Source organism: Pseudomonas sp. GD04019 (assembly GCF_029837695.1).
In the GTDB taxonomy this organism is placed as follows: Bacteria; Pseudomonadota; Gammaproteobacteria; order Pseudomonadales; family Pseudomonadaceae; genus Aquipseudomonas.
Genome location: NZ_JAOEEA010000005.1, coordinates 36,926 through 61,054 on the forward strand (window position 1 = coordinate 36,926; position 24,129 = coordinate 61,054).

At 64.2% G+C, this 24,129-nt stretch carries 19 protein-coding genes; 6 read left to right on the forward strand and 13 right to left on the reverse strand.

Annotated elements, in window-relative coordinates:
* Nucleotides 1-43 precede the first annotated feature (43 nt).
* On the forward strand, nt 44-583 hold the full coding sequence (gene moaB / locus N7607_RS09470; RefSeq protein ID WP_279866448.1) for a molybdenum cofactor biosynthesis protein B: 540 nt from the start codon (nt 44-46) through the stop codon (nt 581-583).
* Nucleotides 580-1,776, forward strand: coding sequence for a gephyrin-like molybdotransferase Glp (gene glp, locus N7607_RS09475; protein ID WP_279866447.1), 1,197 nt, complete (start codon nt 580-582; stop codon nt 1,774-1,776). Before moaB ends, glp begins: the two co-directional genes overlap by 4 nt.
* Nucleotides 1,777-1,780: 4 nt before the next feature.
* Here glp and N7607_RS09480 read toward each other — a convergent pair whose 3' ends face one another.
* The 13 genes from N7607_RS09480 to N7607_RS09540 form a co-directional block, all read right to left on the reverse strand.
* Nucleotides 1,781-3,184: a lipid II flippase MurJ gene (locus N7607_RS09480; RefSeq protein WP_279866446.1), complete on the reverse strand. Its 1,404-nt coding sequence runs from the start codon at nt 3,182-3,184 to the stop codon at nt 1,781-1,783.
* Between the two features lie 8 nt (nt 3,185-3,192).
* On the reverse strand, nt 3,193-4,002 hold the full coding sequence (locus N7607_RS09485; RefSeq protein WP_279866445.1) for an acyltransferase: 810 nt from the start codon (nt 4,000-4,002) through the stop codon (nt 3,193-3,195).
* The gene (locus N7607_RS09490; RefSeq protein WP_279866444.1) at nt 4,002-5,387 is read right to left on the reverse strand and encodes an O-antigen ligase family protein; all 1,386 of its coding nucleotides are present in this window, start codon (nt 5,385-5,387) and stop codon (nt 4,002-4,004) included. The genes N7607_RS09485 and N7607_RS09490 overlap by 1 nt, the downstream gene beginning before the upstream one ends.
* On the reverse strand, nt 5,384-6,484 hold the full coding sequence (locus N7607_RS09495) for a glycosyltransferase family 1 protein (RefSeq protein WP_279866443.1): 1,101 nt from the start codon (nt 6,482-6,484) through the stop codon (nt 5,384-5,386). Before N7607_RS09495 ends, N7607_RS09490 begins: the two co-directional genes overlap by 4 nt.
* Entirely contained in the window at nt 6,475-7,686 is a 1,212-nt protein-coding gene (locus N7607_RS09500; RefSeq protein WP_279866442.1) for a glycosyltransferase family 4 protein, read from the reverse strand. The genes N7607_RS09495 and N7607_RS09500 overlap by 10 nt, the downstream gene beginning before the upstream one ends.
* An 8-nt stretch (nt 7,687-7,694) precedes the next feature.
* A complete protein-coding gene (locus N7607_RS09505; RefSeq protein ID WP_279866483.1) occupies nt 7,695-9,020 on the reverse strand; it encodes a cellulase family glycosylhydrolase in 1,326 nt (441 codons plus the stop codon).
* Complete coding sequence (locus N7607_RS09510; RefSeq protein WP_279866441.1) at nt 9,020-10,192, reverse strand: glycosyltransferase; 1,173 nt, start codon at nt 10,190-10,192, stop codon at nt 9,020-9,022. Before N7607_RS09510 ends, N7607_RS09505 begins: the two co-directional genes overlap by 1 nt.
* Nucleotides 10,192-12,183, reverse strand: a complete 1,992-nt coding sequence (locus N7607_RS09515) for a lipopolysaccharide biosynthesis protein (protein WP_279866440.1) — start codon at nt 12,181-12,183, stop codon at nt 10,192-10,194. The genes N7607_RS09510 and N7607_RS09515 overlap by 1 nt, the downstream gene beginning before the upstream one ends.
* Nucleotides 12,184-12,194: 11 nt before the next feature.
* Nucleotides 12,195-13,001 carry a polysaccharide export protein gene (locus tag N7607_RS09520; protein WP_279866482.1) on the reverse strand — a complete coding sequence of 269 codons (807 nt, stop codon included), beginning with the start codon at nt 12,999-13,001 and terminating at the stop codon, nt 12,195-12,197.
* Between the two features lie 18 nt (nt 13,002-13,019).
* Entirely contained in the window at nt 13,020-13,931 is a 912-nt protein-coding gene (locus N7607_RS09525; protein WP_279866439.1) for a glycosyltransferase family 2 protein, read from the reverse strand.
* Complete coding sequence (locus tag N7607_RS09530) at nt 13,931-15,382, reverse strand: mannose-1-phosphate guanylyltransferase/mannose-6-phosphate isomerase (protein WP_279866438.1); 1,452 nt, start codon at nt 15,380-15,382, stop codon at nt 13,931-13,933. The genes N7607_RS09525 and N7607_RS09530 overlap by 1 nt, the downstream gene beginning before the upstream one ends.
* On the reverse strand, nt 15,383-16,816 hold the full coding sequence (locus tag N7607_RS09535; protein WP_279866437.1) for an undecaprenyl-phosphate glucose phosphotransferase: 1,434 nt from the start codon (nt 16,814-16,816) through the stop codon (nt 15,383-15,385). It lies immediately after the preceding gene.
* 136 nt (nt 16,817-16,952) lie between these two features.
* Nucleotides 16,953-17,984, reverse strand: coding sequence for an AraC family transcriptional regulator (locus tag N7607_RS09540; RefSeq protein WP_279866436.1), 1,032 nt, complete (start codon nt 17,982-17,984; stop codon nt 16,953-16,955).
* Nucleotides 17,985-18,113: 129 nt separating this feature from the next.
* Between N7607_RS09540 and N7607_RS09545 the strand changes: the two genes are divergently transcribed.
* The 4 genes from N7607_RS09545 to yegS all read left to right on the forward strand — a co-directional run bounded on the left by N7607_RS09545 (nt 18,114) and on the right by yegS (nt 24,044).
* Nucleotides 18,114-19,718, forward strand: coding sequence for an FAD-binding oxidoreductase (locus N7607_RS09545; protein ID WP_279866434.1), 1,605 nt, complete (start codon nt 18,114-18,116; stop codon nt 19,716-19,718).
* A gap of 189 nt (nt 19,719-19,907) precedes the next feature.
* Entirely contained in the window at nt 19,908-21,485 is a 1,578-nt protein-coding gene (locus N7607_RS09550; RefSeq protein WP_279866433.1) for a glycerol-3-phosphate dehydrogenase/oxidase, read from the forward strand.
* A 17-nt stretch (nt 21,486-21,502) separates the two neighbouring features.
* Complete coding sequence (locus N7607_RS09555) at nt 21,503-23,062, forward strand: FGGY-family carbohydrate kinase (protein WP_279866432.1); 1,560 nt, start codon at nt 21,503-21,505, stop codon at nt 23,060-23,062.
* Nucleotides 23,063-23,150: 88 nt separating this feature from the next.
* Nucleotides 23,151-24,044, forward strand: a complete 894-nt coding sequence (yegS, locus tag N7607_RS09560) for a lipid kinase YegS (RefSeq protein ID WP_279866431.1) — start codon at nt 23,151-23,153, stop codon at nt 24,042-24,044.
* Nucleotides 24,045-24,129: the final 85 nt, after the last annotated feature.

Genomic DNA, 24,129 nt, shown 5'->3' on the forward strand with positions numbered 1-24,129 from the left:
GTGATATAACACCGGCCAGTTTACGCCACAACCGGATCACGCCATGAGCCACAAGGCCGAGGCGGCTTTCGTGCCGCTGAACATCGCCGTTCTCACCGTCAGCGACACCCGTTCGCTGGAAACCGACACCTCCGGCCAGCTGTTCGTCGATCGTCTCACCGCGGCCGGCCATAGCCTGGCCGCGCGCGTGCTGCTCCAGGACGATCTGTATCGCATCCGTGCCCAGGTGGCGCAGTGGATCGCCGAGGACGAGGTGCAGGTGGTGCTGATCACTGGCGGCACTGGCTTTACCGGTCGCGACAGCACCCCTGAGGCGGTCACCTGCCTGCTGGACAAGCAGGTCGATGGCTTCGGCGAGTACTTCCGGCAGATATCCGTGGCCGATATCGGCACTTCCACCATGCAGTCCCGCGCCCTGGCGGGTCTGGCCAACGGCACCCTGGTGTGCTGCCTGCCGGGCTCGACCAATGCTTGCCGCACCGCCTGGGACGGCATCCTAGGCGAGCAGTTGGACAACCGCCATCGCCCCTGCAATTTCGTTCCGCACCTGAAGCAGTCTGCCGCCTGTGGGAGTCGCGGATGAGCCTGCTGCCGGTCGAAGAAGCGCTACGGCGCCTGCTGACCCTGGCCGAGGCCACGCCAATCCATGGTCGAGAAATAGTCGCGCTGGCCGCGGCCGACGGCCGCGTGCTGGCCACCGATCTGGTGGCTGGCCTCGACCTGCCGCCCTGGCCCAACAGTGCCATGGACGGCTATGCCCTGCGCCTGGCGGATTGGCAGGGCGAGCCGCTACCGATCAGTCAGCGCATCCTCGCCGGTCAGGCGCCCGAGTCCCTGCTGCCCGGCACCTGTGCGCGGATCTTCACCGGAGCGCCGATACCTGCTGGTGCCGATACGGTGGAAATGCAGGAGAACGTCGAGCTGCTTGCCGATGGCCGAGTGCGGTTCCGCGAGCCGCTCAAGGCGGGACAGAACGTCCGCCCACAAGGCCAGGAGACCCTCGTCGGCGAAGTGGTGCTGCCCGCCGGGACCCGTCTGGGCCCGATCGAGCTGGGGCTGGCCGCGTCGCTCGGCAATGCTGTTCTGGCGGTGCGGCGCAAACCGCGAGTCGCGGTGGTTTCCACTGGTGACGAGCTGGTCGAACCCGGTCGGCCGCTCGGTCCGGGGCAGATCTACAACAGTAACCGCAGCCTGCTCTGCACCTGGCTGCAACGCCTGGGCTGCGAGGTGCGTGATGCCGGCATTCTGCCGGACGATGCGCAGCGCACCCGCGACGCCCTGGCGGCGCTGGGTGATGCCGATCTGATTCTGTCCACCGGCGGCGTGTCGGTGGGCGAGGCCGATTACCTGGGCCAGGTCCTGCACGAGGAGGGTGAGCTGGCCCTGTGGAAGCTGGCGATCAAGCCGGGCAAGCCGCTGACCTGCGGACACTTCCGTGGCGTGCCGGTGTTGGGCTTGCCAGGCAATCCGGCCTCGACCCTGGTGACCTTCGCGCTCCTGGCGAGGCCTTATCTGCTGCGCCGCCTCGGCGTGCAACAGGTCGAGCCGCTGGCATTCGCCGTACCGGCGGGCTTCGCCTGGAGCAAGGCGGGCAAGCGTCGCGAATACCTGCGCGCACGCATCAAGGCTGGCCGTGCCGTGCTCTACCCGAACCAGAGCTCCGGCGTGCTGCGCAGCGCCGCCTGGGCCGATGGCCTGGTGGAGGTGCTGGAGGAGAGGACTTACGCCGAAGGCGACTCGCTGCGCTTCATCCCGCTGAGCGAGTTGCTGGCTTGATCCTTTAACGCCAAGGCTTGAGCCATAGGGCCGCTCCAACCATGCAGGCGGCCGCGCCCAGGCTGCTCAGCCCCAACTGCAACCAAGGATTGCTCAATGGATGTAGCAGCAACGCTGCCACCCCCAGCAATGCCAGGCTGTTCAGCCATTGTGCGGGCCAACTCAGGCTGGCGAGCAAGCCCTGGCGGTGCAATAGCAATAGGCTGGTGAGCAGCACGCCGGCCATGGCTGCCACAGGGATACCGGGTAAGCCTAGCGCCCAGGGCAGCGCAGCTAGCAATAGGGCATTGAGCGCACTGCCGGCCAGTTCGCAACGCAGCGGTAAGCGAGTATCGCCACTGGCGTAGGCATAGCGTGCCAACAGGGCATTCCACGCACCGAACACCAAGGGAATGGCGAGCCATGCCAACAATGTTGGCAGCGGGCTGTCACTCATCTGGTCTGGCAGCAGCAGGTCAACTAGCGCGGGTCCGGCGCCGACCAGGCCAAAGGCCGCCGGCAGGCTGAGCAGGGTGGCGGCGGCCAGTCCGCGCCGCAGTAGCGGCAGACGCTCTTCCATGCCGCGACTGCTCAACATGCCGAGCAGCACCTGATTGAGCGCCATCAACGCGATCAACGGCAGGTTGATCAGCTTGCGAGCGAGGTTCACCCAGGTCACGGCGCCTTCGCCAAGCAGACTGGCCACCAGGCGCTCGAGGAGGGCCAGGCCTTGGCTTGCCGCGTTGCTGGCCAGCAGTGGACCGATCTGCCGCAAAAGCTCTCGGCCACTGCCGGCTTCACCCTGCCAACTCCATGGGCGCCAGCCCTGGCGCAGGCTGGGTAATGTCAGCGCCAGAGGCATCAGCAGGCTACCAAGCACGCAGGCCAATGCCAGCTCATCGGCCTGGCAAGCTTCACCGCGCAGAGCCAGCCAGAACACTGGCGGCAGGTTGAACAACAGCGAGCCTAGCCCGGCAAGCACGAAGCGCTCGCCAGCTTGCAGTGGGATGCTCAGCCAGGCGTGCAGTATCAGGCCGGGAGTGCACAGCGCCAGCAGGCGCAGGCTGGCTGCGGCCTCACTCTGCGCTGAGGCGTCCAGGCCAGGGCCGATCAGTTGTGTCCATAGGGGGGCGGCGCCTGCCAGCAGGGCGCTTAGCAGAGCAGCAACGAGCAGAAGCCAGGGGGTCAGGCCGTTCAGCCAATACTGGCGGCGCAGCGCATCGCGCTGTTGATAGAGCGGCAAGGCTGCAGCGCTGAGCAGGCCTGCGGCTAGAGTCATGCGCAACGCTTCGGGCAGGAACAAGGCGACCAGGAAGGCATCGCTGCGTGCACCGGCCCCCCAGCTGGCCACCAGCAGCCACTCGCGGGCGAAGCCGAGCGCCAGCCCGGCCAGGGTGGCCAGAGTCAACCAGAGGGTGCTGTTAAACATGGTGCTGTTCAGTGCAGCAGGGTGAACAGGCCCTTGCCGCCGACCTTGTAGTTGAGGTCGTGCGGACGTTCTCCCATCGGCTTGGCACCGCTACCTCCAACAATTTTGTAGGGGGCGATTTCCTTGGCCACCACGGTGTTGGCAGTGACCACCGCGCCGCGGCCGATGTGGGAGCCGTGGCCGACCAGCGCACGGCTGGCGATCCAGGCGTAGTCGTCGATGTAGATGGGGGCCGAGACGGACCAGAATTCGGGTGCAGTAAGGTCATGGCTGCCAGCAATGATCAGTACATGCGAGGCAATGGCGACGTGATCGCCGATCACCAGACCTGCACGTGCGTCGACCTGGCAGTGCCAGGCGATCACGCTGTCGTCGCCCATCACCAGGTTTTCCACGCCGAGCACCTCGGTGTTACGCCAGATCGACGAGCCCTTGCCGATCTTGGCGCCACCGGCACGCAGCCACCAGATACGCAAATTATGGCTGGGAATCTTGTTGATCAGGATGTTGTAGACCTGCTCCCAGGCGCGCAACCAGCGGTCCTTGAGCGTTGCCCAGTTCTTGCCGTAGAGCGGTACAAAGGCGGCGGGGATTTCCTTTTGCAGCAGGGTGTAGAAGCGTCTGGCCAATGGTTGCTCAATGCGCGGCCCGATGTTCACCGAGGCGATGGCATAGCGCTCGCCTTCTTCGAAGGCGATGTTGTTGGCCAGCATCCACTCCAGGGCCTGGGCCAGCTCCTCGGTGCTGGTACCCAGTTTTTCGGAATACTCGGGGAGCTGGTTGCGCAGGTGCGAGCGCAGCATGACGCGGTGTTTCATCAGACGGGTTCCTTGCTGCCGCGAGTCTGCTGCGGGTACAGCCTGGCCTGTTGCAGGGCCAGGCCGGCGAGCAGCCAAAACAGGGCGATGATGACAAAGGTGAAACTGTAGTAATGGTCGAAGATTCCGGTCAGCAGAGCCGCCAGCACTCCGCTCAGGCTGCCTAGCCAGACCGCGTTGTCCTTGGTTATGCGCGACACCTTGCCATTGGGGCGCACGTCACGCCACCACAGCACGGTAACCATGACGAACAGGGCCATGCCCGGAATGCCGATCTTGTAGATGAAGTTCAGCCACAGGTTGGAGATGCCCAGCAGACCGCTGCCCGGTACTGGCGGATCGATCTTGAAGCCGATGCCCAGCGGGTAACGGGCCATGGCCTCGGGGAACATGGCGTATTCCTCGAAACGGATCTCGGTACTGGCATTGCTGGCCGAGAACATGCTCAGCAGGCGTTCCTGCAGGGGTGGGTAGAACATCACCAGGGCAGCGCCGAAAGCTGCCCCCAGGCCGATGATCCTGCCGCTGTAGGGCACGCGTTTGTAGCTCAGCCAGAACAGCACCAGCACCAGCGAGACTATCGCCCCGCGAGAAATGCTGAACAGCAGGCCCGCGCCGCCCAGAATGGCTACCGACAGGCCCAGGGCGCGGCGCCAGCCAGTCCGTGTCCAGCCATACAGCAGAGCCAGCGGCACCATGAGGGCGAGAATGCCGCCAGTGAGGTTGGGATGTACCCAGGGCGAGGCCATGCGCTGGAAGTTGGCCGAGAAGATGTCTCTGATAGCCTCGGGGTGGGCATATTTCAGATCTGTCAGGATCGGGATCATGGTGTTGGCATCGCGATCCTTGAGGAACATGAAGATCGACAGGCAAAGCATGGCCAGATTGCCCAGCAGCAAGGCCACTATCAGCTGGTCGCGGTCATTCTCCGTACGCAGCAGGAGTGGCACCAGGAGCAACACGGACAGATTCATCAGCCAGCGCACCCAGTTGACCGGGCCGTTGCCCTCGGCGCCGATGATGAGCATGCCGACCACGAAGGGTAGTGCGCTGTAGGCCATCAGCATCACCAGACTGCGCTCGACCGGGTGCCATTGCAGCAGGCCGCGGGCGCGGCCGAGAAAGCCCTGCCAGAACACGGCGACCCAGGTCAGCGCCAGTACTGCCTCGCTGATCGTGGTGCGAATGCCGATCTGCACCGTGGTGTAGGGGATACTGGTTGCCAGGGCGGCGAAGATCAGCAAGCCCCAGACCGGTTTGCGCATCAGGGTCAGGGTCAGTGCCACCCCGACGAGGAGGATCAGCAGCTTGCTGACTGGCAGGAACCACAGCAGGGCGCCGAACAGGGCGCCAAGCAAGACGGCGATAGGCAGCCCGATAGTCACGCGCCGAGCTCCTGCAACAGATCATTCAGGCGTGCCCGATAGGCTGCCGGAGCGTAGCGTGCGGCCCATTCGCGTAGTGAGTCGTCACGTGGCAATGGTCGTTGCGCCAGTTCTAGCAGGCAGCGGCGCAGATCGCCTGCATCGTGCGGGGCGAAACGCGGCGATTGCGCCGGGGCGACTTCGTCCAGGGCCGAGCCGCAGGCCAGAGCGACCGGCGTGCCATGGCCAAGCGCTTCCACCACCGGCAGGCCGAAGCCCTCGGCATAGGACGGCTGCCACAGACACTCGGCATGCTGATACAGCGCCTGCAGGTCTGCATCGCTCATGCCACTGCGCCAGTGCAGGCCGGGCAGGGCGCGCAGGGTTTCTGGCAGATCCTCGCAGTGGCCGACCAGTACTAACTCCGGCACCTCTGATGAGGTTTCCCGGGACGCCTGCCAGACACTAACGAAATGCGCCATATTCTTGCGCGGTTCGCGCGTGCCTACAGCGAGCCAGTAACGTGCCGGCAGCGAGTCTGGTCGAGGGGCCCGCTCGCTGGTGCAGGGCTCCACCAGATTGGGAAGTACGCGTACCTTGTTCCGTGCGAAGGGGAATAGGCGCTTGGTTTCCTCGGCGGAAAACTGCGAAGGGCACCAGACCCTGTCGGCGCGCCATACCGACCAGGCGATCGACAGGCCGTCGATGAGTCGATAGGCCAGGGCCTTGAGCCGTGAGCGATGATGGTTGTGCTCGGTCAACTGGAACAGGTCATGCAGCAGGAGCACCTGACGTTGATTGCGCGCCTTGCGGCCCAACGGCAGGCCCATGTTGGCGGTAGCGATATAGAGATCGATGCGTTGTTCACGCAGTGCTCGCGGCAGAAAGCCTGCCTCGAAGCGCAGCCGAACCTGAGGCCGTTGTAAGCCGCCGAGTGGGCTTGCCCATTCGGGGCAGCATGCAATCTGGCGCTGTGCATGCTCGAGCGGTGCTTCGCTGAAGCGCACCAATGTGGTTGCACCGCGCGCCAGTAACGCCTGCTCTAGTGCGCACACCTGGCGGCCGATACCCGATTGCGGCGCGACAGTGGCCGGGCGATAGTCCAGGCCTACGCGCATGGGGCGTGCTCCGTCCGATTGAGCTGCTGATAGGCTGTTTCCAGCTGATTGGCAGCGGTCTGCCAATCGTGTTCACGCTGCACATATTGGCGGCCGAGCTCGCCGAGTTTGCTGGCCGCCTGGGGGGCCTCGAGAAGGTCGGCAAGCGCAGCGGTCAGCTCTGCGGCGGTCTCGCCGATGCGACAGTCGAGGCCGTCACGCAGCGTCAGGCCGGAAGTACCTTGGCTTGTGGTCACCAGTGGCAGGCCGGCAGCCAGCGCTTCCAGCACTTTGAGCTTGGACCCGCCGCCCTGGCGGAGCGGAGCGAAGAACAGGCTGCTGCGTGCCTGCAGCGCGCCGAGGTCCGCGACGAAACCATGCCATTCGATGCGCTCGTCCGGCCAGCGCTGTGCCCATTCTTTGGGCATCGCGTAGCCAGCCACGGCGAAGCGTGCTTGTGGGTGACGTTGCCAGAGACGTGGCAGTATCTCGTCCAGCGCCCACGTCAGCGCATCGACGTTGGGGGGGTATTCATAGTTGCCGACGAACAGGATGCGCTGGCTGGCAGCGTCACACCGCACTGCGGCGAATCCCCGCGTGTCTACCCCATTGACCACCACCGCCACGGGAGTGTCGGTCAGTTCGCGCATGGCCGCTGCGTCCGCCTCGGTGACCGCGACTACACCGGCTGCAGCATCGAACACCCGTCGCTCCCAGCGCCTAGCCCGCCACTGGTCATAGATGACGAAGGGTGTTGCCCAGGCCGGGAAACGTGAATAGGTGGCACCACCCAGACTCGATTCGAGATTGTGCTCGGTCAGCAGGAAAGGATGCTGGTGTCGCCGCAGGCTTTGTTCGAACGGCTGGAAACTGTAGCTGTGCTCGATCTGGATGATGTCCCAGTCGTGCTCCAGGAGTTGCTCGAAACGTGCCGTAAGCGCTGGTGCGAGGCCGTTGATGCAGGTCAGCAGAGGCCATGGCCCGCCGCAGGCGGCGGCCAGGGTCAATGGGTGGCGCAGGGGCCGGCGCGGCAACACGATCAACTCATCCAGCAGCGGCGTCAGAGCCGCCTGTGCCTCGGGCCCCAACACGTCCTTGGACTGGACCAGCAGGGTGATGCGATGGCCGCGCGCAGCCATCGTGCGCAGCAGATGGTACTGACGAGTCTTGCCACCACTGCTGGTCGGCCAGGGAAGGTAGGGCAGAATCCACAGAATACGCATTAGATTCCTTACCAGACCAGCATCTGCAGGCTGGGCTTGGCCTTGAGTTTTACTCCCCCGGCGACCGCTAGCGTCCGACGCTTGCCGGTCAACGGATCATGCAACTCGGCATTGGCCACGCCAGGCAAATGGAGCGAGGCGCCGCTGGCGCTCCAGAACAACCACAGCTGCCGACCATCGGCACGGCGCCAGGCAATGCTGTAGAGATCGCTCACCGGGGTGGCTAGTGCAGGGGCGTCCGCAGGCAGCAGGCGCGGACCCGTAATAGAGAGAAAGCGCTTGAGCGCTTGGTATACAGGCTTTGGCTTGCCCTGCAGATCGAGCAGGCCGTAATGCTGGTCGCGGGCGCTGGCGCGGCCGTCGAGGTCGGACAGGGCGAACAGGAAGATCCTGTCGTAATCCAGTGCGCTCATCAGCGCCAGGCGACGTAGAACGTAATCGGCCTGTCCCTGGGGGCCGATGATCTCTTGCAGCTCTATCGGTCCGGCATAGCTGGACCAGCCCCATTCGGTAGCCCAGATCGCCGGGACGCCGGCTCCGCGCAGGTTGGCATTGAGCTGTTGAGCACGCAGAACGAAGTCGTTGACGCCTGGTTCGTCGCTTTCTGGCTGCTGCGAGTAGGGGTGGTAGGCGATGACGGTATTGAGCTGCTGCACGCCGAGTTTGCCAAGCTCTTCGAGCATCAGCCCGCCCTTGACCGGCATCTGGCTGTAGTAAGCCATGCCCGCCATTACCACCGGTTTATTGGGCACCGCCTGGCGCAATGCCTGGGCGCTGGGGAGCAACAGGCGCGCATAGCCTTCCGGATCTTCGTGGGGGCGCCAGAAGGAGGGTAGGTTGGGTTCGTTCCAGACCTGCCAGGCGTCGACGCCGGGGTAACGGTCGGCCAACATGGTCAGCATCTGGGCAAACAGCTGCGGATCTTTGGGCGGGTACTGGTCAGGTGTCGGCGAGCCGGCCGGGGCGCTGGTGGCATGAGGTGCCGAGCCGACCAGATAGAACACCGATTTGAGTTGTTCCTGTTGCAGTTGCTCGACCACGCCATCCAATTCCGTTAGACGGTACTGGCCTTCCTCGGGCTCGTGACGATCCCAGTGCAGGTCGACTCGTGTCCATTCCAGGCCGAGTGCCTGCCACTGCTGCATTTGCTTGCGGTAGGTCTCGGGTGGGAACCAGAGAAAGTGTGCGTTGACGCCGAGGAAGTCCTTCCATTCGATCGCTCGTGGAGCTTTAAGCTGCATACCACCGGCTTCGGCCGGGTGGCTTGGATTGAATATCAGGAACAGCGCCAACAGCCCGGCAAGCGGCAGGACATAGAGGAGTTTGCGCATGATCAAGTTTCTCCGCAGGCAGCACGGAACAGGGTGAGAAAGCGCTCGGCGGTGGCTGACCAGCGCCGTGCTACGCCGATCACGCCTGCTTGTTCGGCCCAGGAGGTGGCCAGCTGCGGTGTCAGGGCCAGATGCTCGATGGTGGCGGCCAATGCATCGATATCACCCTGCGGATAAGTCGCACCGTTACCCTTGGCAACTTCCTCGGCGAAGGCCCGGGCATCTGACGTGATCACGCCACGACCACAGGCATTAGCCCAGGATAGCGCGCCACTGGTGCCGCGCATCTCGCCGAGCAGACCGAGCTTCCTCGACTCGCGATAGGGCAGGACCATGACATGGTGAGCCTGAATGGTCTGAGCGATGTCCGCCGACGGCAGATTCAGCTGCCAATCGAGGCTGTCGCTCAGTGCCAACTCGTGCGTCAGTTGGCGTAATTCGTCCAAATAGTTGCCCGCAGGGTCGAACGCCATTTCCGGCGCGGTACCGCCGGCCAGTGTCAGGCGCAGATGGCCACGCAGGTGAGGTTGGCGGTGTAGCACCTTGGCCAGTGCACGAAGCAAGTCTTCGATGCCCTTGCCGCGATAAATGAAGCCGAAGTACAGCAGGCGCAGCGGATCTAGCGGCGGCAGCGCAGCGGGAGGTATCTCCAGATTGCCATGGGCGATGGTGGCCGTCTGATCGGTGGTCAGACCCATGCGCGCAGCGAGGTGCAGCCTGCCCAGCTCGGTCAGCGTAATCGCACGGCGCAGATGGCGGGCCAGGCGGCGTTCTTCGCGCAGTGTCAGAGGGTCGGCCAGCAGTGCGGCTGCTTGTGGCAGCGGCCGCGGCAGTCTCTCGGCCAGCGAGAGTGGCCAAGGCAGGTGCGCACGTCGCCAGACCAGGCGCTCTGGATCGTGCACCGTGGCGGTGAGCGGCAGCTCCGGGTGGGCGCCGCGTAAATAATCGAGGGTGTGGAACTCGTTGAGCCGGCCGCCGCCCAGTTCGGCATGCACCAGTTGCACCTGCTTCCAGTCAAATGCGGTCAGACGGGCTGGTAGATCGCTGGCGCTGCATCCCTGCAGTGGTGTCAGTACCTCAACTCCATGGGCGCCCAATGCCTGCCGGAAATGCTCGGCGTAGTCGGCAATGCCGGTCTGCTCGGGTGGCAGGGGGGCCAGCAGAGCAATACGCATCAAGGCTCGCCCTTCAGGCGTTTGATGACGTCCAGCACGCGGCCAGGTACCTCGAACTGGCGACGATTGAGGATGATGCCGTCAACCTTGCCGAATGCGGTATTGAGTATCGACAGAGCATGTTCCACCACTGGCACCGTACTGGTCTGGGCCTCGACGACCAGGGCGATCAGGTCTGCGCGGCGCAGGGCGAGGAAGGCCTCTTGATTGCTCATCAGCGCGGATGCATCGAGCAGCACCACTTCGCCGGGTTGCGGCGCAGCGCTGCCACCCTCGCGTACGGCATGGCCGCGTTCGCGCAGCAGATTGGCCAGATGGGCGGATACGAAGCTGACCCCCTCGCCGGGGCGAGCAGAGGCCAGGGCCAGAGCCAGCCCTTTGCTCTCGATCTTGTCGCTGGGAAGCAGGCTGTACAGCCGATAGATGCTGGCTGTGAAGCCGCTGCTGATCCTCCAGGGCTGTGGGCCGAGATCTGGCAGCGTGGTCCACAGTGGCACCTTGAAGGTGTCTTCGATACGCGCACCGTCATGGATGCGTGAGTCCAGCAGGTAACAGATGTAAAGGGTCAGCAGGCCCACGGCAAGGCCGGCGGGCAGGGCTAGCAGGAGAATCGTCAAGCTCTTGGGGAATACGCGACTGGGGTTGTGGGTGGCTTGTTCGACCACGGCGATATTGCTGATCTGGCTGTTATCCAGTTCGCGATCAATACGCGCTTTTTCCAGATTTTCGGCGTACAGGGCGTAGCTTTTCTCGGCGTTGGTCAGTTGCAGAAGCAGGCGGTTGATCTCCGGCTCCTCGCTCATGATCCGCTCGCGTTCGCTGCGCAACTGCTGGAGTTGCAGGTCGTGGTCCTTGATTTGACCTGCAAGCTGGCCGTCGCGCAGTTCCGCATCGATGATCTGTTGCTTCAGATTGACCACGATGCCGTTGGGCGCGAGGTTGCGCGAGCGCTCCAGACGTTCCTCCTCGGTGGCGATCATGACTTTCATCTGGGCAATGTTCTCTTCAATCTCCTTGAGCGGAGGCGCGTCCGGCAGGAAGGTGCGCAGCAAGGTGGCGCGTTCCTGCTCGAGAGCGTTGAGGCGGCGGCGCAGGTCGAGTTGCGAGGGGTTGAGGCCGACCTCGCGGGCGGTCACCACTTCCTGGGGCTGGCGCTTGAGCTGTACACGAGCATCGCTGAGGAAGCTGCGTACACCGGCCTGATCGTTGAGCTTTTCTGAGCGAGCGTCGGAGAGGCGGTTGATCTGATCGGTGAGGTTGCCCAGGCGCTCCTTGACGCTGACCGAGTTGACGCTCTGCAGTCGGCTCTGTAGTTGCTGCTTGAGCAGGCTGACCTGGCCATCGACCTTGTGCATCTCGTTCTCGTAGAACGCGTACAGGCTGCGACGCCCGAGTGCCCGAGTGCGCTCCTCAAGGTAGGCATTGATCCAGGTCTCGACCACCTTCTGGGCAATGGCCGGATCGTCCCAGGTAAAGCTGATTTCCATCACCGCGGAACCCGGCTCATGGCCGACCACAAAGTTCTTTTCCAGTTTTTTGGCTAGACGGTCGACGGCGGACTGCTCCTCGACGATGCCCAGCATCTGGAGGATGCTGCGGATGAATTCGATGACGCTATTGACCGCCTTGCCGACATAGAACTTGACGGTTTTCCAGAACCCTTGCGGCTGGTAGCCGGACATCTGGTCGAGATAACGCTCGGCGACCATGCGCACGATGGGGCGACCGGTGAGCATCTTCTCTTCGTCGACGATGGGGTCACGCTGGGTGCTGGGTGCGATCAGCGCCTGGCGATTGGCAACCTCGATAGGCAGCGTGGTGCTCTCGCGACCGGGCTTCACCAGCAGACGCGCATTGGACTCGTACTTGGGTGGTAGCAGGAACGCGCCCAGTATGGCGACAGCGACTGTGACTATCACTGTCCATTGGAATTCGCGGCGGAAGATGAAGAACAGCCGCAGCAGATCGCGGAAGGAACGAATTTCGATCATGTTGGCTGCTCTCAGAAGTTACAGCTGTTGCCTTGGCACTGATAAGTGTTCCCGCTGTTGCTGACGTCGGGATCGTTGAGGTCGTAATTGAGGCCTACGCCAATGCCTTTGTTGACTGGGAAGAGGCGCGTGAAATACATGTCCACGGCCTCGACGGTGCTGCCGATGCCCGATTGCGGTACGTAGATGATGTCGCCACGCTGCATGGCGACCATGGGGCGTTCCTTGTCTTGCAGCAGGCTGCCCAGGCTGAAGAAGTACAGCTTGTACTTGCCATCGGGGCCGGCGCGGAGCAGAGCGATGTTGTCGCTATCGGCCGACGGCAGTACGCCGCCAGAAGCCAGTAGCACCTGCTCCAGGGTGGCGTGCCCGACCAGGTCGAATGACGCGGCGTTGGGCACGGCGCCCCCCACGAACACCTTGTTGCTCGGTGCAATGGCGATGTTCACCGTGGCGTTGGGACGGCGGTAGATCTTTGCCAGTTTGCTGGTGACTTCTTTGGCCACGTCTTCCGGGGTGCGACTATCGGCCTTGATCAGGCCGATAAAGGGCATCGAGAAGTAGCCGTCCGGGCGTACCACGAACAGCGTCATGTCGTCCTTCTCAGAAGGCTCCTGGGCATCGCGCACGATGCGCAGGGTGTCGCCGCTCTGAATGCGCACCTGCGGCGGCGGCAGTTCGGTGAGCTTGTAGGTTTCCTGGTGGCGCAGCTTCAATACTTCGTCGTTGGGCAAGTGAACGCGCGCCGGCGTGCTGCAGGCTGCGAGGCAGGCGATCAGCAGGGCGGAAATAAGGAGTTTGGGCATGGGCGTTTCCATTGCGATGAGCGGCATGCATTAGTCCCAGTAAGCGGAGAACATGCTGATTTTGCGTTTGAGGGCGACGGGTAATCTTCGCTCGTGATAGCCAAGTTGATAGCCCAGCAGCTTGAGTAGGCTGCGCATCATTACTTCAGGCACGCGATACAGGGCTTTGGCGCGGCGTAGCGCTGCTATTTCTGCCAGTACATAACGCTTGCCCTCACCGCCGGCGCTGCCGAAGGAATCGGCAATCCATTTCTCTCGGCCATAAAAGGTGCCGATATCGAAATAGCGGCGCAATTCATCCAGCGGATCATAGTCGTGCGAGTGCTCGACACAGGCGCTGGCGGCATAGCGCACGGCATAGCCGGCCAGGAGCAGCTTGCCGGCGACATAGGCGTCCTCGCTGCCGATGACGTCCTCGGGAAAGCCTCCGGCGGCTGACAGGGCTTGGCGCTTGTAGGCAGCGAAGGAGTCAGAGCTGTAACAGGTCTTGATGCCCAGTTCGGCTGCGTCATGCAAGCGCTTGGTACGACTGTGTTCCGGATAGTTGAAGCGACGTGCCTGTGCGCCGAGCAGCCCTGCGTTGGGATGCGGTAGCTGGCGGCCGTAGGCGACGCCGATATCATCTTCCGAGAGCAACTCATCGCGTAGTTTGGCCAGTGCTTGGGGATCGGCTGGAATCGCATCTTGCGTCATGTAGATCAATACATCGGCAGCAACTTGCTGGCTGGCCCAGCGGCGGGTCTTGCCGTGATTGAAGCTGCTCGGCTCGATCACTTCGACACGCGCACCGAACTCGCGATACCGCTCGGCTGTGTCGTCCTGTGAAGCGCTGTCAACTACCAATAGCTCGTCCGGCTGCAGGGTCTGACGGGCAAGCGCGGGCAGCTGCCGATCGAGAAAGCCGCCGGCATTGCGCGTTGGAATGATCAGCGCGACGCGCATCAGTTTGCGGACTCCGGGGTGCGGCCGTAGATATCCTCGAAGCGCACGATGTCGTCCTCGCCCAGGTACTCGCCGCTCTGTACCTCGATCATTACCAGATCGATCACCCCAGGGTTGCTCAGACGATGGCTGTGTCCGGCGGGAATGAAGGTGGATTCGTTGGTGTAGAGCAGGAAGTCGCGCTCACCATTGACCACCCGAGCCATGCCACTGACCACTATCCAATGTTCGCTGCGGTGATGGTGCATCTGCAGGGATAGCGATGCTCCCGGGTGTACGACGATGCGCTTGATCTTGAAGCGTGGCCCTTCTTCTATGACGCTATAGGTCCCCCACGGGCGGTTGACGGTGCGGTGCAGACGATAGGTCTCATGACCTTGCTTCTTGAGTTCGAGGGCGATGTGCTTGACGTCCTGGCTACGCTCGGCGTCGGCGATCAGGAGGGCGTCAGGAGTGTCGACCACGATCAGGTTATGGACGCCTACGGCACCGATCAGGCGGTCGGAGCTGTCGATATAGCAATTGCTGACTTCATGCAGAACTGCCTCGCCACGCACCTGGTTGCCGGCAGCGTCGCTGGGCAGCAGCTCACGCAGGGTCTGCCAGGAGCCTATATCGTTCCAGCCCAGTGAGCAGGGGACTACAGCGACCTGTGATGAGCGCTCCATCAAGGCGTAATCGATGGAGATATCCGGGGCTTTAGCGAACTGCGCTAGCGGTAACTCGCGCTGTACGCAGCCGCTACCTTTTAACAGTGGGCTGGCATCCAAGCTGCTGCGCGCGATGCTCAACACCTCTGGTGCATGGCGGTCTAGCTCGCGCAGCAGCGAATCTACCTGTAGGCAGAACATGCCGGCGTTCCATAAATACCGGCCGCTATCCACATATTGCTGAGCGGTGTTGGCGTCTGGTTTCTCGACAAAACGGGCGACTTGCAGGCCATCTACGCCCAATGCGGCGCCAGTTTCGATATAGCCGTAGCCCGTCTCGGCGCGCGTTGGCTGAATGCCAAAGGTCACCAGATGGCCTGCAGCGGCCAAGCGGCGGGCTTTGGCTACCGCGGCGGCAAAGGCCGATTCGTCTTGGATCAGGTGATCGGCTGGCAGGATCAATAGCTGGCAGTCATCCCCATGCTGATTCTGTGCATGCAACGCGGCGGCGGCGATGGCTGGGGCGGTGTTGCGGCCGCAGGGTTCGAGCAGAAAGTCCAGATGCAATGCGCCAGTATTCACCGCGCGATAGTCGTCCTGGGTGCTGAACAGCAGCTCGCGATTGGTCACCGTCATCACACGCTCTACGTCCTGCAAGCGCGCGGCGCGCAGGAAGGTTTTCTGCAAGAGGCTTTCGCCGTCTGGCAAGCGCATGAATGGTTTCGGTCGGGCTTCGCGGGAGATGGGCCACAGACGGGTGCCGGCACCGCCGGCGATGATGCATGGAATCAGAATGCCCATTCAGTAAGCCTCTTTGCTGGAAGCCACAGCGGGCAGAGTGAGAAAGATGATGTAGAGGTCGAACCAGACGGACCAGTTCTCGATGTATTCGAGGTCATACTCGACGCGTTTCTCGATCTTCTCCAGTGTGTCAGTTTCACCCCGATAGCCATTGACCTGGGCCCAGCCGGTGATGCCGGGCTTAACCCGGTGGCGGGCACTGTATTGCTCTACGGCTTCTTCGAACAATATGCCGGCAGCCTTGGTTGCCGTGGCATGCGGCCGCGGACCCACCATGGACATGCTGCCAAGCACCACGTTGAACAGCTGCGGCAGCTCGTCCAGGCTGGTGCGGCGAATAAAGCTGCCGACTCGGGTTACGCGTGCGTCACCCCGTATGGTCTGGCGTTCGGCATTCGCATCCGCCATCTGGTGATACATGGAGCGGAACTTGTACACCTCGATCAGTCGATTGTTGTAGCCGTAGCGCTTCTGGCGGAACAGGACTGGGCCGGGTGAATCCAGCTTGATAGCCAGGGCCAGGCCGAGCATCACCGGAGCCAGCAACACCAGGGCCAGGCTGGCGAGGAAAAGATCTTCGATACGTTTGATCAGTGGCGACCAGCCTCGCAGCGGAAGCTCCGAGGCGTTGAACATTGGCACGCCGGAAACTTCGGTGATGCGGTTGTGCGCATGCCGTAGGGCAAGCATGTCCGGTACCAGCAATACATTGACTGGCAGTGTGCGCAGGTGTCTCACAATGTGGTCGATTCGGTTTTCGGCGGTCCAGGGGAGCGCAACCAGAACTTGCTGGACGCGTTCCTCACGGATCAGCTTCTCCAGAACAGCGGTGTCACCGAGCACTGGCAAGTCCGCCAGCATGCCGCTGACTCGGCTCAGTCGATCATCAATGAAGCCAATCACTCCCAGCCTGATGTCACCATTGCGCCGCAGATACTCCGCTGCACGCACGCCATTGTCGGTACCGCCAAGGATCACCGCGTTCTGTAGATGCCGCCCTTGGCGTATCAGCGAGCGCAGGATTGCCAGCAGCAAGAGTCGTTCTGCGCCAAACAAGAGCAGTCCTGCGACGAACCAGATCACCAGCAGCCGCACGGGAATGGGGGCGAAGAGCTTCAGGGCCTGATGCATGAACAGCAGAAGGGCAAAGGCGGCTAGCCAATTGAAGAACATCAGGCGAAAGCGCAGCAGGTTGCTGAACAGTTCGTCGCTATAGACACCGCCTGCCTGGAAGATCAATACGGTGATCAGCCCGAAGAACAGCATCAGCGTGACGTAGTGCTTGGTCAGCTCGGGATTGGTATTGAGCGTCCACAGCAGCACGAGACCCGGCAACATGGCCGTGAAACCATGAAGCAGGCGAGTGAAGGCCACGAAATACTGGACGAAGCTCGGTCTAGAGATCGGCTGGCGTTCGGTGGAATGCGCGCGCAAAAGCTCCCCCGTTCGGTCCGGATTCGGACCGCCGATGAAATGCGTTGAGAGTCAGATTTTTGGCGACTCTATTTTGCTTTAGTTATGGTGTCGCCGGTTTTTTGTCGATTTGATCACGAAGTTTTTTTGAAGGCAATTAAAAAGTAGTGGCATTTTGATATTTCTGACGATATTCACCCGGCGTCATCCCGGTCCACGCTTTGAAGCTGCGGTGGAACGAGCGTGACTCGGTGAAACCCAGGTAGCTGGCGATGTCCTGGATCGCCAGGTCGCTGCGCAGCAGGTAGTGTTCGGCCAGTTCCTGGCGCAGCTGATCGAGGATTTCCTGGTAGCTGGTGCCGGCCTGCTGCAGGTGGCGCTGCAGGGTGCGCACCGTCATGTGGAATTTCTCGGCGACCTTTTCCTTGCGCGGCAGGCCGTCCTTGAGCAGCAGGCGCAGGGCGTTTTTCACCCGTTGCGGCAGCGGCTCGTTGTCGTCCAGCCCGGCCATCATGGTCAGTGCGTGTTCTTCCAGGGTCCGCAGCAGGTTGGCGTCGGCCTGGCGCAGGGGAATGCTCAGGTAGTCCAGCGGCACCAGCAGGGCATTGCTCGGCTGGCCGAACAGCACCGGGCAGCCGAACACCTCTTCGTAGTCGGTCTGCTGCGCCTCGTCCGGGCGCGCATGTTCGAACCAGACCTCGCGCGGCGAGCGGTCCATGTCGGCGATCCAGCGCGCGTAGAGCATCCACGACGCCAGCACGTTCTCCACCATGTGCCGGCGGATACCCGGGTGCTCGTGGCGGCAGTTCCAGATCAGCCGCACATGGTCGCCGGCCAGTTCCAGTTGGCTGGTGCCCATGTCGCCGACCAGTTTCTCGTAGGGCACGATGCGGCTCATCGCCTCGCCCAGGGTGGCGCAGTTCATGGTGATGTAGCCGAGCACGCTCCACGAGCCGGGTTGTACGTAACGCGCGGCATGCAGGCCGAACAGCGGGTCGCCGGAGACCTGCATCAGGTGCGCCAGCAGGCGCTCGTGCACCTCGCTGGGCAGGCGCTTGCCGTTGTCCGCCAGGTCCTCGGCGCTGAGGCCGGCTGCGGTGCGAGCGGCCTCCACGTCCAGGCCGAGGTGTTCGGCGTGACGCAGGTACTTGAGCAGGGCGGGGACCGAGGTATAGCCGAGGGTCAGCATGGTCGATTCTTGTTGTTCTGCTTGTCTTGATTGGCGACAGCCGCTGTCCCGATTCGACAGTGACCGGAGCGGGCGGCTGGCTAGTATAGGCAGCCATCGATCATCAGCGGAACTGTGAGGAAAGGACGGATGCGACGTTGGAACGGATGGGGCGACGAAGCCACCCAGGTTGAACTGCCGGCCCATGGTGGCGCCTTCCTTGCCGAGCGCGTCGGCGCCGGCCAGCGCCTGGCGGACGCCAGCCTGGAGCAGGTGCTGGCGCGGGTGCCGCAGTCGCGCCTGGTCACCCGCCATCCGCTGGTCAGCATCGACGCCGAAGTGCGCGTGCGCCATGCCCGCGGCCAGAGCCTGCCGGACTGGCTGGCCATGCGCTCCGGCGATTTCGGCGTATTCCCCGATGGCGTGGCCCTGCCGGAAACCGCCGCGCAGATCCGCGAGTTGCTGAGCTGGGCGCAGCAGCAGGACGCCATCGTCATTCCCTACGGCGGCGGCACCTCGGTGGCTGGCCACATCAACCCGGCAGCCGGCGACAAGGCGGTACTGACCCTGTCGCTGGAGCGCATGACCCAGCTGCTCGACCTCGACGAGCAGAGCCAGATCGCCACCTTCGGCCCCGGCGCCAGTGGCCCGCAGGTGGAGGCACAGCTGCGTGCTCGTGGCTACACCCTCGGCCATTTCCCGCAATCCTGGGAGCTGTCCACCCTCGGCGGCTGGGTCGCCAGCCGCTCCAGCGGCCAGCAGTCGCTGCGCTACGGGCGCATCGAGCAGCTGTTCGCCGGTGGCAAGGTCGAGACCTTCGCCGGCACCCTGGAGATTCCGACTTTCCCGGCCTCGGCCGCCGGTCCGGACCTGCGCGAGCTGATCCTCGGCAGCGAAGGGCGCTTCGGCGTGATCTCCGAAGTGCGCGTGCGCGTGACCAGGCTGGCCGAGCAGGAGAAATTCTTCGCCGTGTTCCTGCCCAGCTGGCAGCAGGCCCTGGCCGGTATCCGCGCCCTGGCCCAGGCGCGCGTGCCGCTGTCGATGCTGCGCCTGTCCAATGCCATCGAGACCGAAACCCAACTGGCCCTGGCTGGCCATCCGGAGCAGATCGCTTGGCTTGAGAAATACCTGGCCATGCGTGGCGCCCGCGTAGGCAAGTGCATGCTGACCTTCGGCGTCACCGGCAATCGCGCGCAGAACGCCCTGTCGGTCAAACAGGCCAAGCGCATCCTGCGCGCCGAGGGCGGCGTGTTCACCGGCACCCTGCTGGGCAAGAAATGGGCGGAAAACCGCTTCCGCTTCCCCTACCTGCGCCACGGCCTGTGGGAGGCCGGCTACGCGGTGGACACCCTGGAGACGGCGACCGACTGGAGCAACGTCGACAACCTGCTGAACAAGGTCGAGGCCAGCCTGCGCCAGGGCCTGGCGGACGAGGGCGAGCAGGTCCACGTGTTCACCCACCTGTCCCACGTCTATGGCGAGGGCTCGAGCATCTACACCACCTACGTGTTCCGCCCGGGCAGCAGCTACGAGCAGACCCTGGCGCGCTGGAACAAGCTCAAGCACGCGGCCTGCCAGACCATCGCCGGCAACCGCGGCACCATCAGCCACCAGCATGGCGTCGGCCGCGATCATGCGCCGTACCTGGTGGCGGAGAAGGGTGAGCTGGGCATGGCGGCGCTCAAGGCTATGGCCCAGCACTTCGATCCCGAACAGCGTCTGGCACCTGGCGTTCTGCTGGAAACCCATGAATAAGCCTGCTGCGCGCCCCGATAGCTGCGTGACTCGCTACGTTCGCCCTGCGGGCCTGCCTGCGGCAGTTCAGCCGCAAGCGGCTGTGAGGCGGTGCTCGCTCCTCGCCTATCGCCTTGATATGTCTCGTCGCTGCGCTCCGTCCGCCTTGCTCTCGGGGCGCTCGCGACGGCTTCTTCAAGGGTTTCGATAATGCAGAGCTGGAACGCCACCTGGCGTGAAACCGCGCTGCCGGAACTGGCGGCGCGCGACTGGGACCTGATCGTGGTCGGCGGCGGCATCACCGGCGCCGGCATACTGCGCGAGGCGGCCCGGCGTGGCTGGAGCTGCCTGCTGCTGGAGCAGCGCGACTTCGCCTGGGGCACCTCCAGTCGCTCGTCGAAGATGGTCCATGGCGGCCTGCGCTACATCGCCAAGGGCCAATTGGGCCTGACCCGTGATTCGGTGCGCGAGCGCCAGCGTCTGCTCGGCGAGGCGCCGGGTCTGGTCGATCCGTTGCCATTCCTGTTCCCGCATTATCGTGGTCGCTTCCCCGGCCCCAAGGTGTTTGGTGGTCTGCTCGGCGTGTACGACGCCCTGGCCGGTCAGCGCCTGCATCGTTATCACCCGTTGGCCGAGCTGCGCTATCTGGCGCCGGGCCTGCAGGAGCAGACGCTACTTGGCGCCACCCGCTTTACCGATGCGGTCACCGACGATGCGCGGCTGGTCATGCGGGTTCTGGGGGAGGCGCGCGCCGATGGCGGCGAGGCGCTCAATGGTGTGCGCGTGGTCGAGCTGAGCCGCGACAACGGCCGGGTGGTCGGGCTGATGGCCGAGGACGTGGAAAGTAACCAGCGCGTTGCCTTCCGTGCCCGCGCCGTGGCTCAGGCCACCGGTGCCTGGGCCGACGAGCTGCGGCAGAAGACCGGCCTGGAACATATCCGCCCGCTGCGCGGCAGCCATCTGCTGCTGCCGGCCTGGCGCCTGCCGGTAGCCCAGGCCATCAGCTTTATGCACGCGGAAGATGGCAGGCCCGTCTTTGTATTTCCCTGGGAAGGCGCCACGGTGGTCGGCACCACCGACCTGGATCACGACACGTCGCTGGGCCAGGACGCACGCATCACCGCCGAAGAAGTGGATTACCTGCTGGCCGCCTGCGCCAGCGTATTCCCGCATGCCGGTATTGGGCGTGGGGATGTGCTGTCCACCTGGGCCGGCGTGCGCCCGGTGGTCAGCGAAGGGGAGAGCGCCGGGCGCAAGCCCTCGGACGAGAAGCGCGAGCACGCGCTGTGGAGCGAGCCCGGCTGCGTGACCCTGGCCGGCGGCAAGCTGACCACCTTCCGCCTGCTGGCCCTGGAAGTGCTGCGCGCCTGTGCGCCCATGGTCGGCCGTGAGGTGACGGATGCCGGCCAGCAGGTGTTCCGTGGCGCCGCGCCGCAGGTGCTGCCTGGACTGGGTATGGCCCAACAGCGCCGCCTGGCCGGTCGTCACGGTGCGGCTTTGCCGCGTCTGGCGCGGCTGATCGACGAACTGGGCAACGCCTGCATCGGCGCCAGCAACACCCTGTGGGCCGAGTTGGCCCTGGCCTGCGACGAGGAGCTGGTGCTGCATCTGGACGACCTGCTGCTGCGCCGCACCCGCATCGCCCTGCTGCTGGCCGATGGTGCTGCGGCCGAGCTGCCACGCATCCGCGCGCTGTGCCAGCCGCGCCTGGGCTGGAGCGATGCGCGCTGGGACGAAGAACAACAACGCTATCTGGCGCTGTGGCATCGCTGCTACAGCCTGCCTTGAACTGCCTGGAAACCGACGTGACCGAACAACGCTACCTGCTGGCCATCGACAACGGTACCCAAAGCGTGCGCGCGCTGCTCTTCGACCTGGCCGGCAACCTGGTTGGCAAGGGCAAGGTGGAGCTCGAACCCTACTACTCCGAGCACCCCGGCTGGGCCGAGCAGGACCCGGAGTACTACTGGGCCAGCCTGGGCGAGGCCTGCCGCCGGCTGTGGGCCAGCGTCGAGATCGACAAACGCCAGATCGCCGGCGTCTCGGTCACCACCCAGCGCGGCACCCTGATCAATGTGGACGAGGCCGGCAAACCGCTGCGCCCGGCCATTCTCTGGCTGGACCAGCGCCGCGCCGAGGTGGAAGGCAGCATCACCGGGCCCTGGGGCTGGCTGTTCAAGCTGATCCGCGAAGAGGCGACTGTGGATTACTTCCGCGCCCAGGCCGAGGCCAACTGGGTCGCCCAGCAGCAGCCGGATATCTGGGCCCGTACCCACAAGTTCCTGCTGCTTTCGGGCTTCCTCACCCACCGCCTGAGCGGCCGCTTCGTCGACTCGGTGGGCAGTTGCGTGGCCTACCTGCCGTTCGACTACAAGCGCCTGTGCTGGGCCAAGCCCAGCGACTGGAAGTGGCAGGCCATCCCGGTGCGCCCGGACATGCTGCCGGAGCTGGTCAAGCCGGGCGAGCGCATCGGCAGCATCACCGCCGAGGCCAGCGCCCACACTGGCATCCCTGAAGGGCTGCCGCTGATTGCCGCGGCCTCGGACAAGGCCTGCGAAGTGATCGGCGCCGGTGGCGTGGAGCCGAGCACGGCGTGCCTGTCCTATGGCACCACGGCGACCATCAATACCACCCGTGCCAAGTACCTGGAGACCATTCCGCTGATCCCGCCGTACCCGGCGGCGATTCCCGATCACTTCAATACCGAGGTCATGATCTTCCGTGGCTTCTGGATGGTCAGTTGGTTCAAGGAACAGTTCGGCCATGCCGAACGCCAGCGCGGTCTGGAGCTGGGCGTGGAGGCCGAAACCCTGTTCGACGAGCTGGTCAACGCCGTGCCGCCGGGCTCCATGGGCCTGACTCTGCAGCCGTTCTGGTCGCCGGGTATCCGCGAGCCGGGGCTGGAGGCCAAGGGCTCGATCATCGGCTTCGGCGACGTGCACACCCGCGCGCACCTGTACCGGGCGATCCTCGAAGGCCTGGCCTACGCCCTGCGCCAGGGCCGCGAGCGCATCGAGAAGCGCTCCGGCACCCGTATCGAGCGCCTGCGCATCTCCGGTGGCGGCTCGCAGAGCGATGCGGCCATGCAGCTGACCGCCGATATCTTCAACCTGCCGGCCGAGCGCCCGCACCTGTACGAGACCTCCGGCCTGGGCGCGGCCATCGACTGCGCCGTCGGTCTTGGCCTGCACCCGGACTTCCCCACGGCCATCGCCGCCATGACCCGCGTCGGCAAGGTGTTCCAGCCCAACCCGCAGGCGGTGGCGGTGTACGAGCGCCTGTACCGCGAGGTCTACCTGCGCATGTACAAGCAGCTCAAGCCGCTGTACGGCAGCATTCGCGAGATCACCGGGTATCCCGCCTAGCCCTTTCCAAGCGCAGCGGTAGTCGGCACTTTCCCGTCTACGCCGAGGTCTGCTGTACTCGGATAAACCACAAGGGAGGGGGCATGGCATGGGTGAGCGCAAGGCGCTGCTGATCCTGCATGGCAAGCAGGCGCAGAACGAGGAAGTGCGGGCCGCGGTGATGGCGCTGCGAGAGAACGGCTGGGAGCTGGCCGTGCGCCTGACCTGGGAAGGCGGCGATGCGGCGCGTCTGGTGGACAGGGCGCTGGCCGCCGGCTATCCAACCCTGATCGCCGGGGGCGGCGATGGCACCCTGCGCGAGGTGGCCGAGGCCATGGCGCTGGCGGGCAGCGACGCTTCCCTGGCCTTGCTGCCACTGGGCACCGCCAATGACTTCTGCCGCGCCGCCGGCATTCCGCTGCCGCCGGCGGAAGCCTTGTCCCTGCTGGAGTTCGAGCCGCGCTCGATCGACCTGGGCGAGGTGGACGGCCAGTTGTTCCTCAATATGGCCACCGGGGGCTTCGGCTCCAAGGTCACCGCCAATACCTCGGAAGAGCTGAAGAAGATGCTCGGCGGCGCCGCCTATTTCCTCACCGGGCTGACCCGCTTTCCCGAAGTGCATTCCGCGTTTGGCCGTTTCAGTGGGCCGGGCTTCACCTGGGAGGGGGATTTCCTAGCCCTTGGCATCGGCAACGGGCGCCAGGCCGGCGGTGGTCATGTGATGTGCCCGCAGGCGCAGATCAATGATGGTTTGCTGGATATCTGTATCGTGCCGGCGCCCCAGGACGTGGTCGGTACCCTGGGCACGCTGCTGTCCGGCGGCATCCTCGGCCTGGAGGCGGTGTCGATCAGCGCGCGTCTGCCGTGGCTGGAAGTGGAGGCGCCGGAAGGGCTGGACATCAACCTGGACGGTGAGCCTATGGAAGGCCAGCGTCTGCGCTTCGCCGCGCGTCCCGGGGCGCTGCGCCTGCACCTGCCGAACATCTCGCCGCTGCTCGGCTGAGGCATGCTGGCGCCGACCCGTGCCCTGCGGCATGATGGCGTCAGGCCATATCCTGCAGTTCCCGTGCAATCGGCCGATAGAAGCT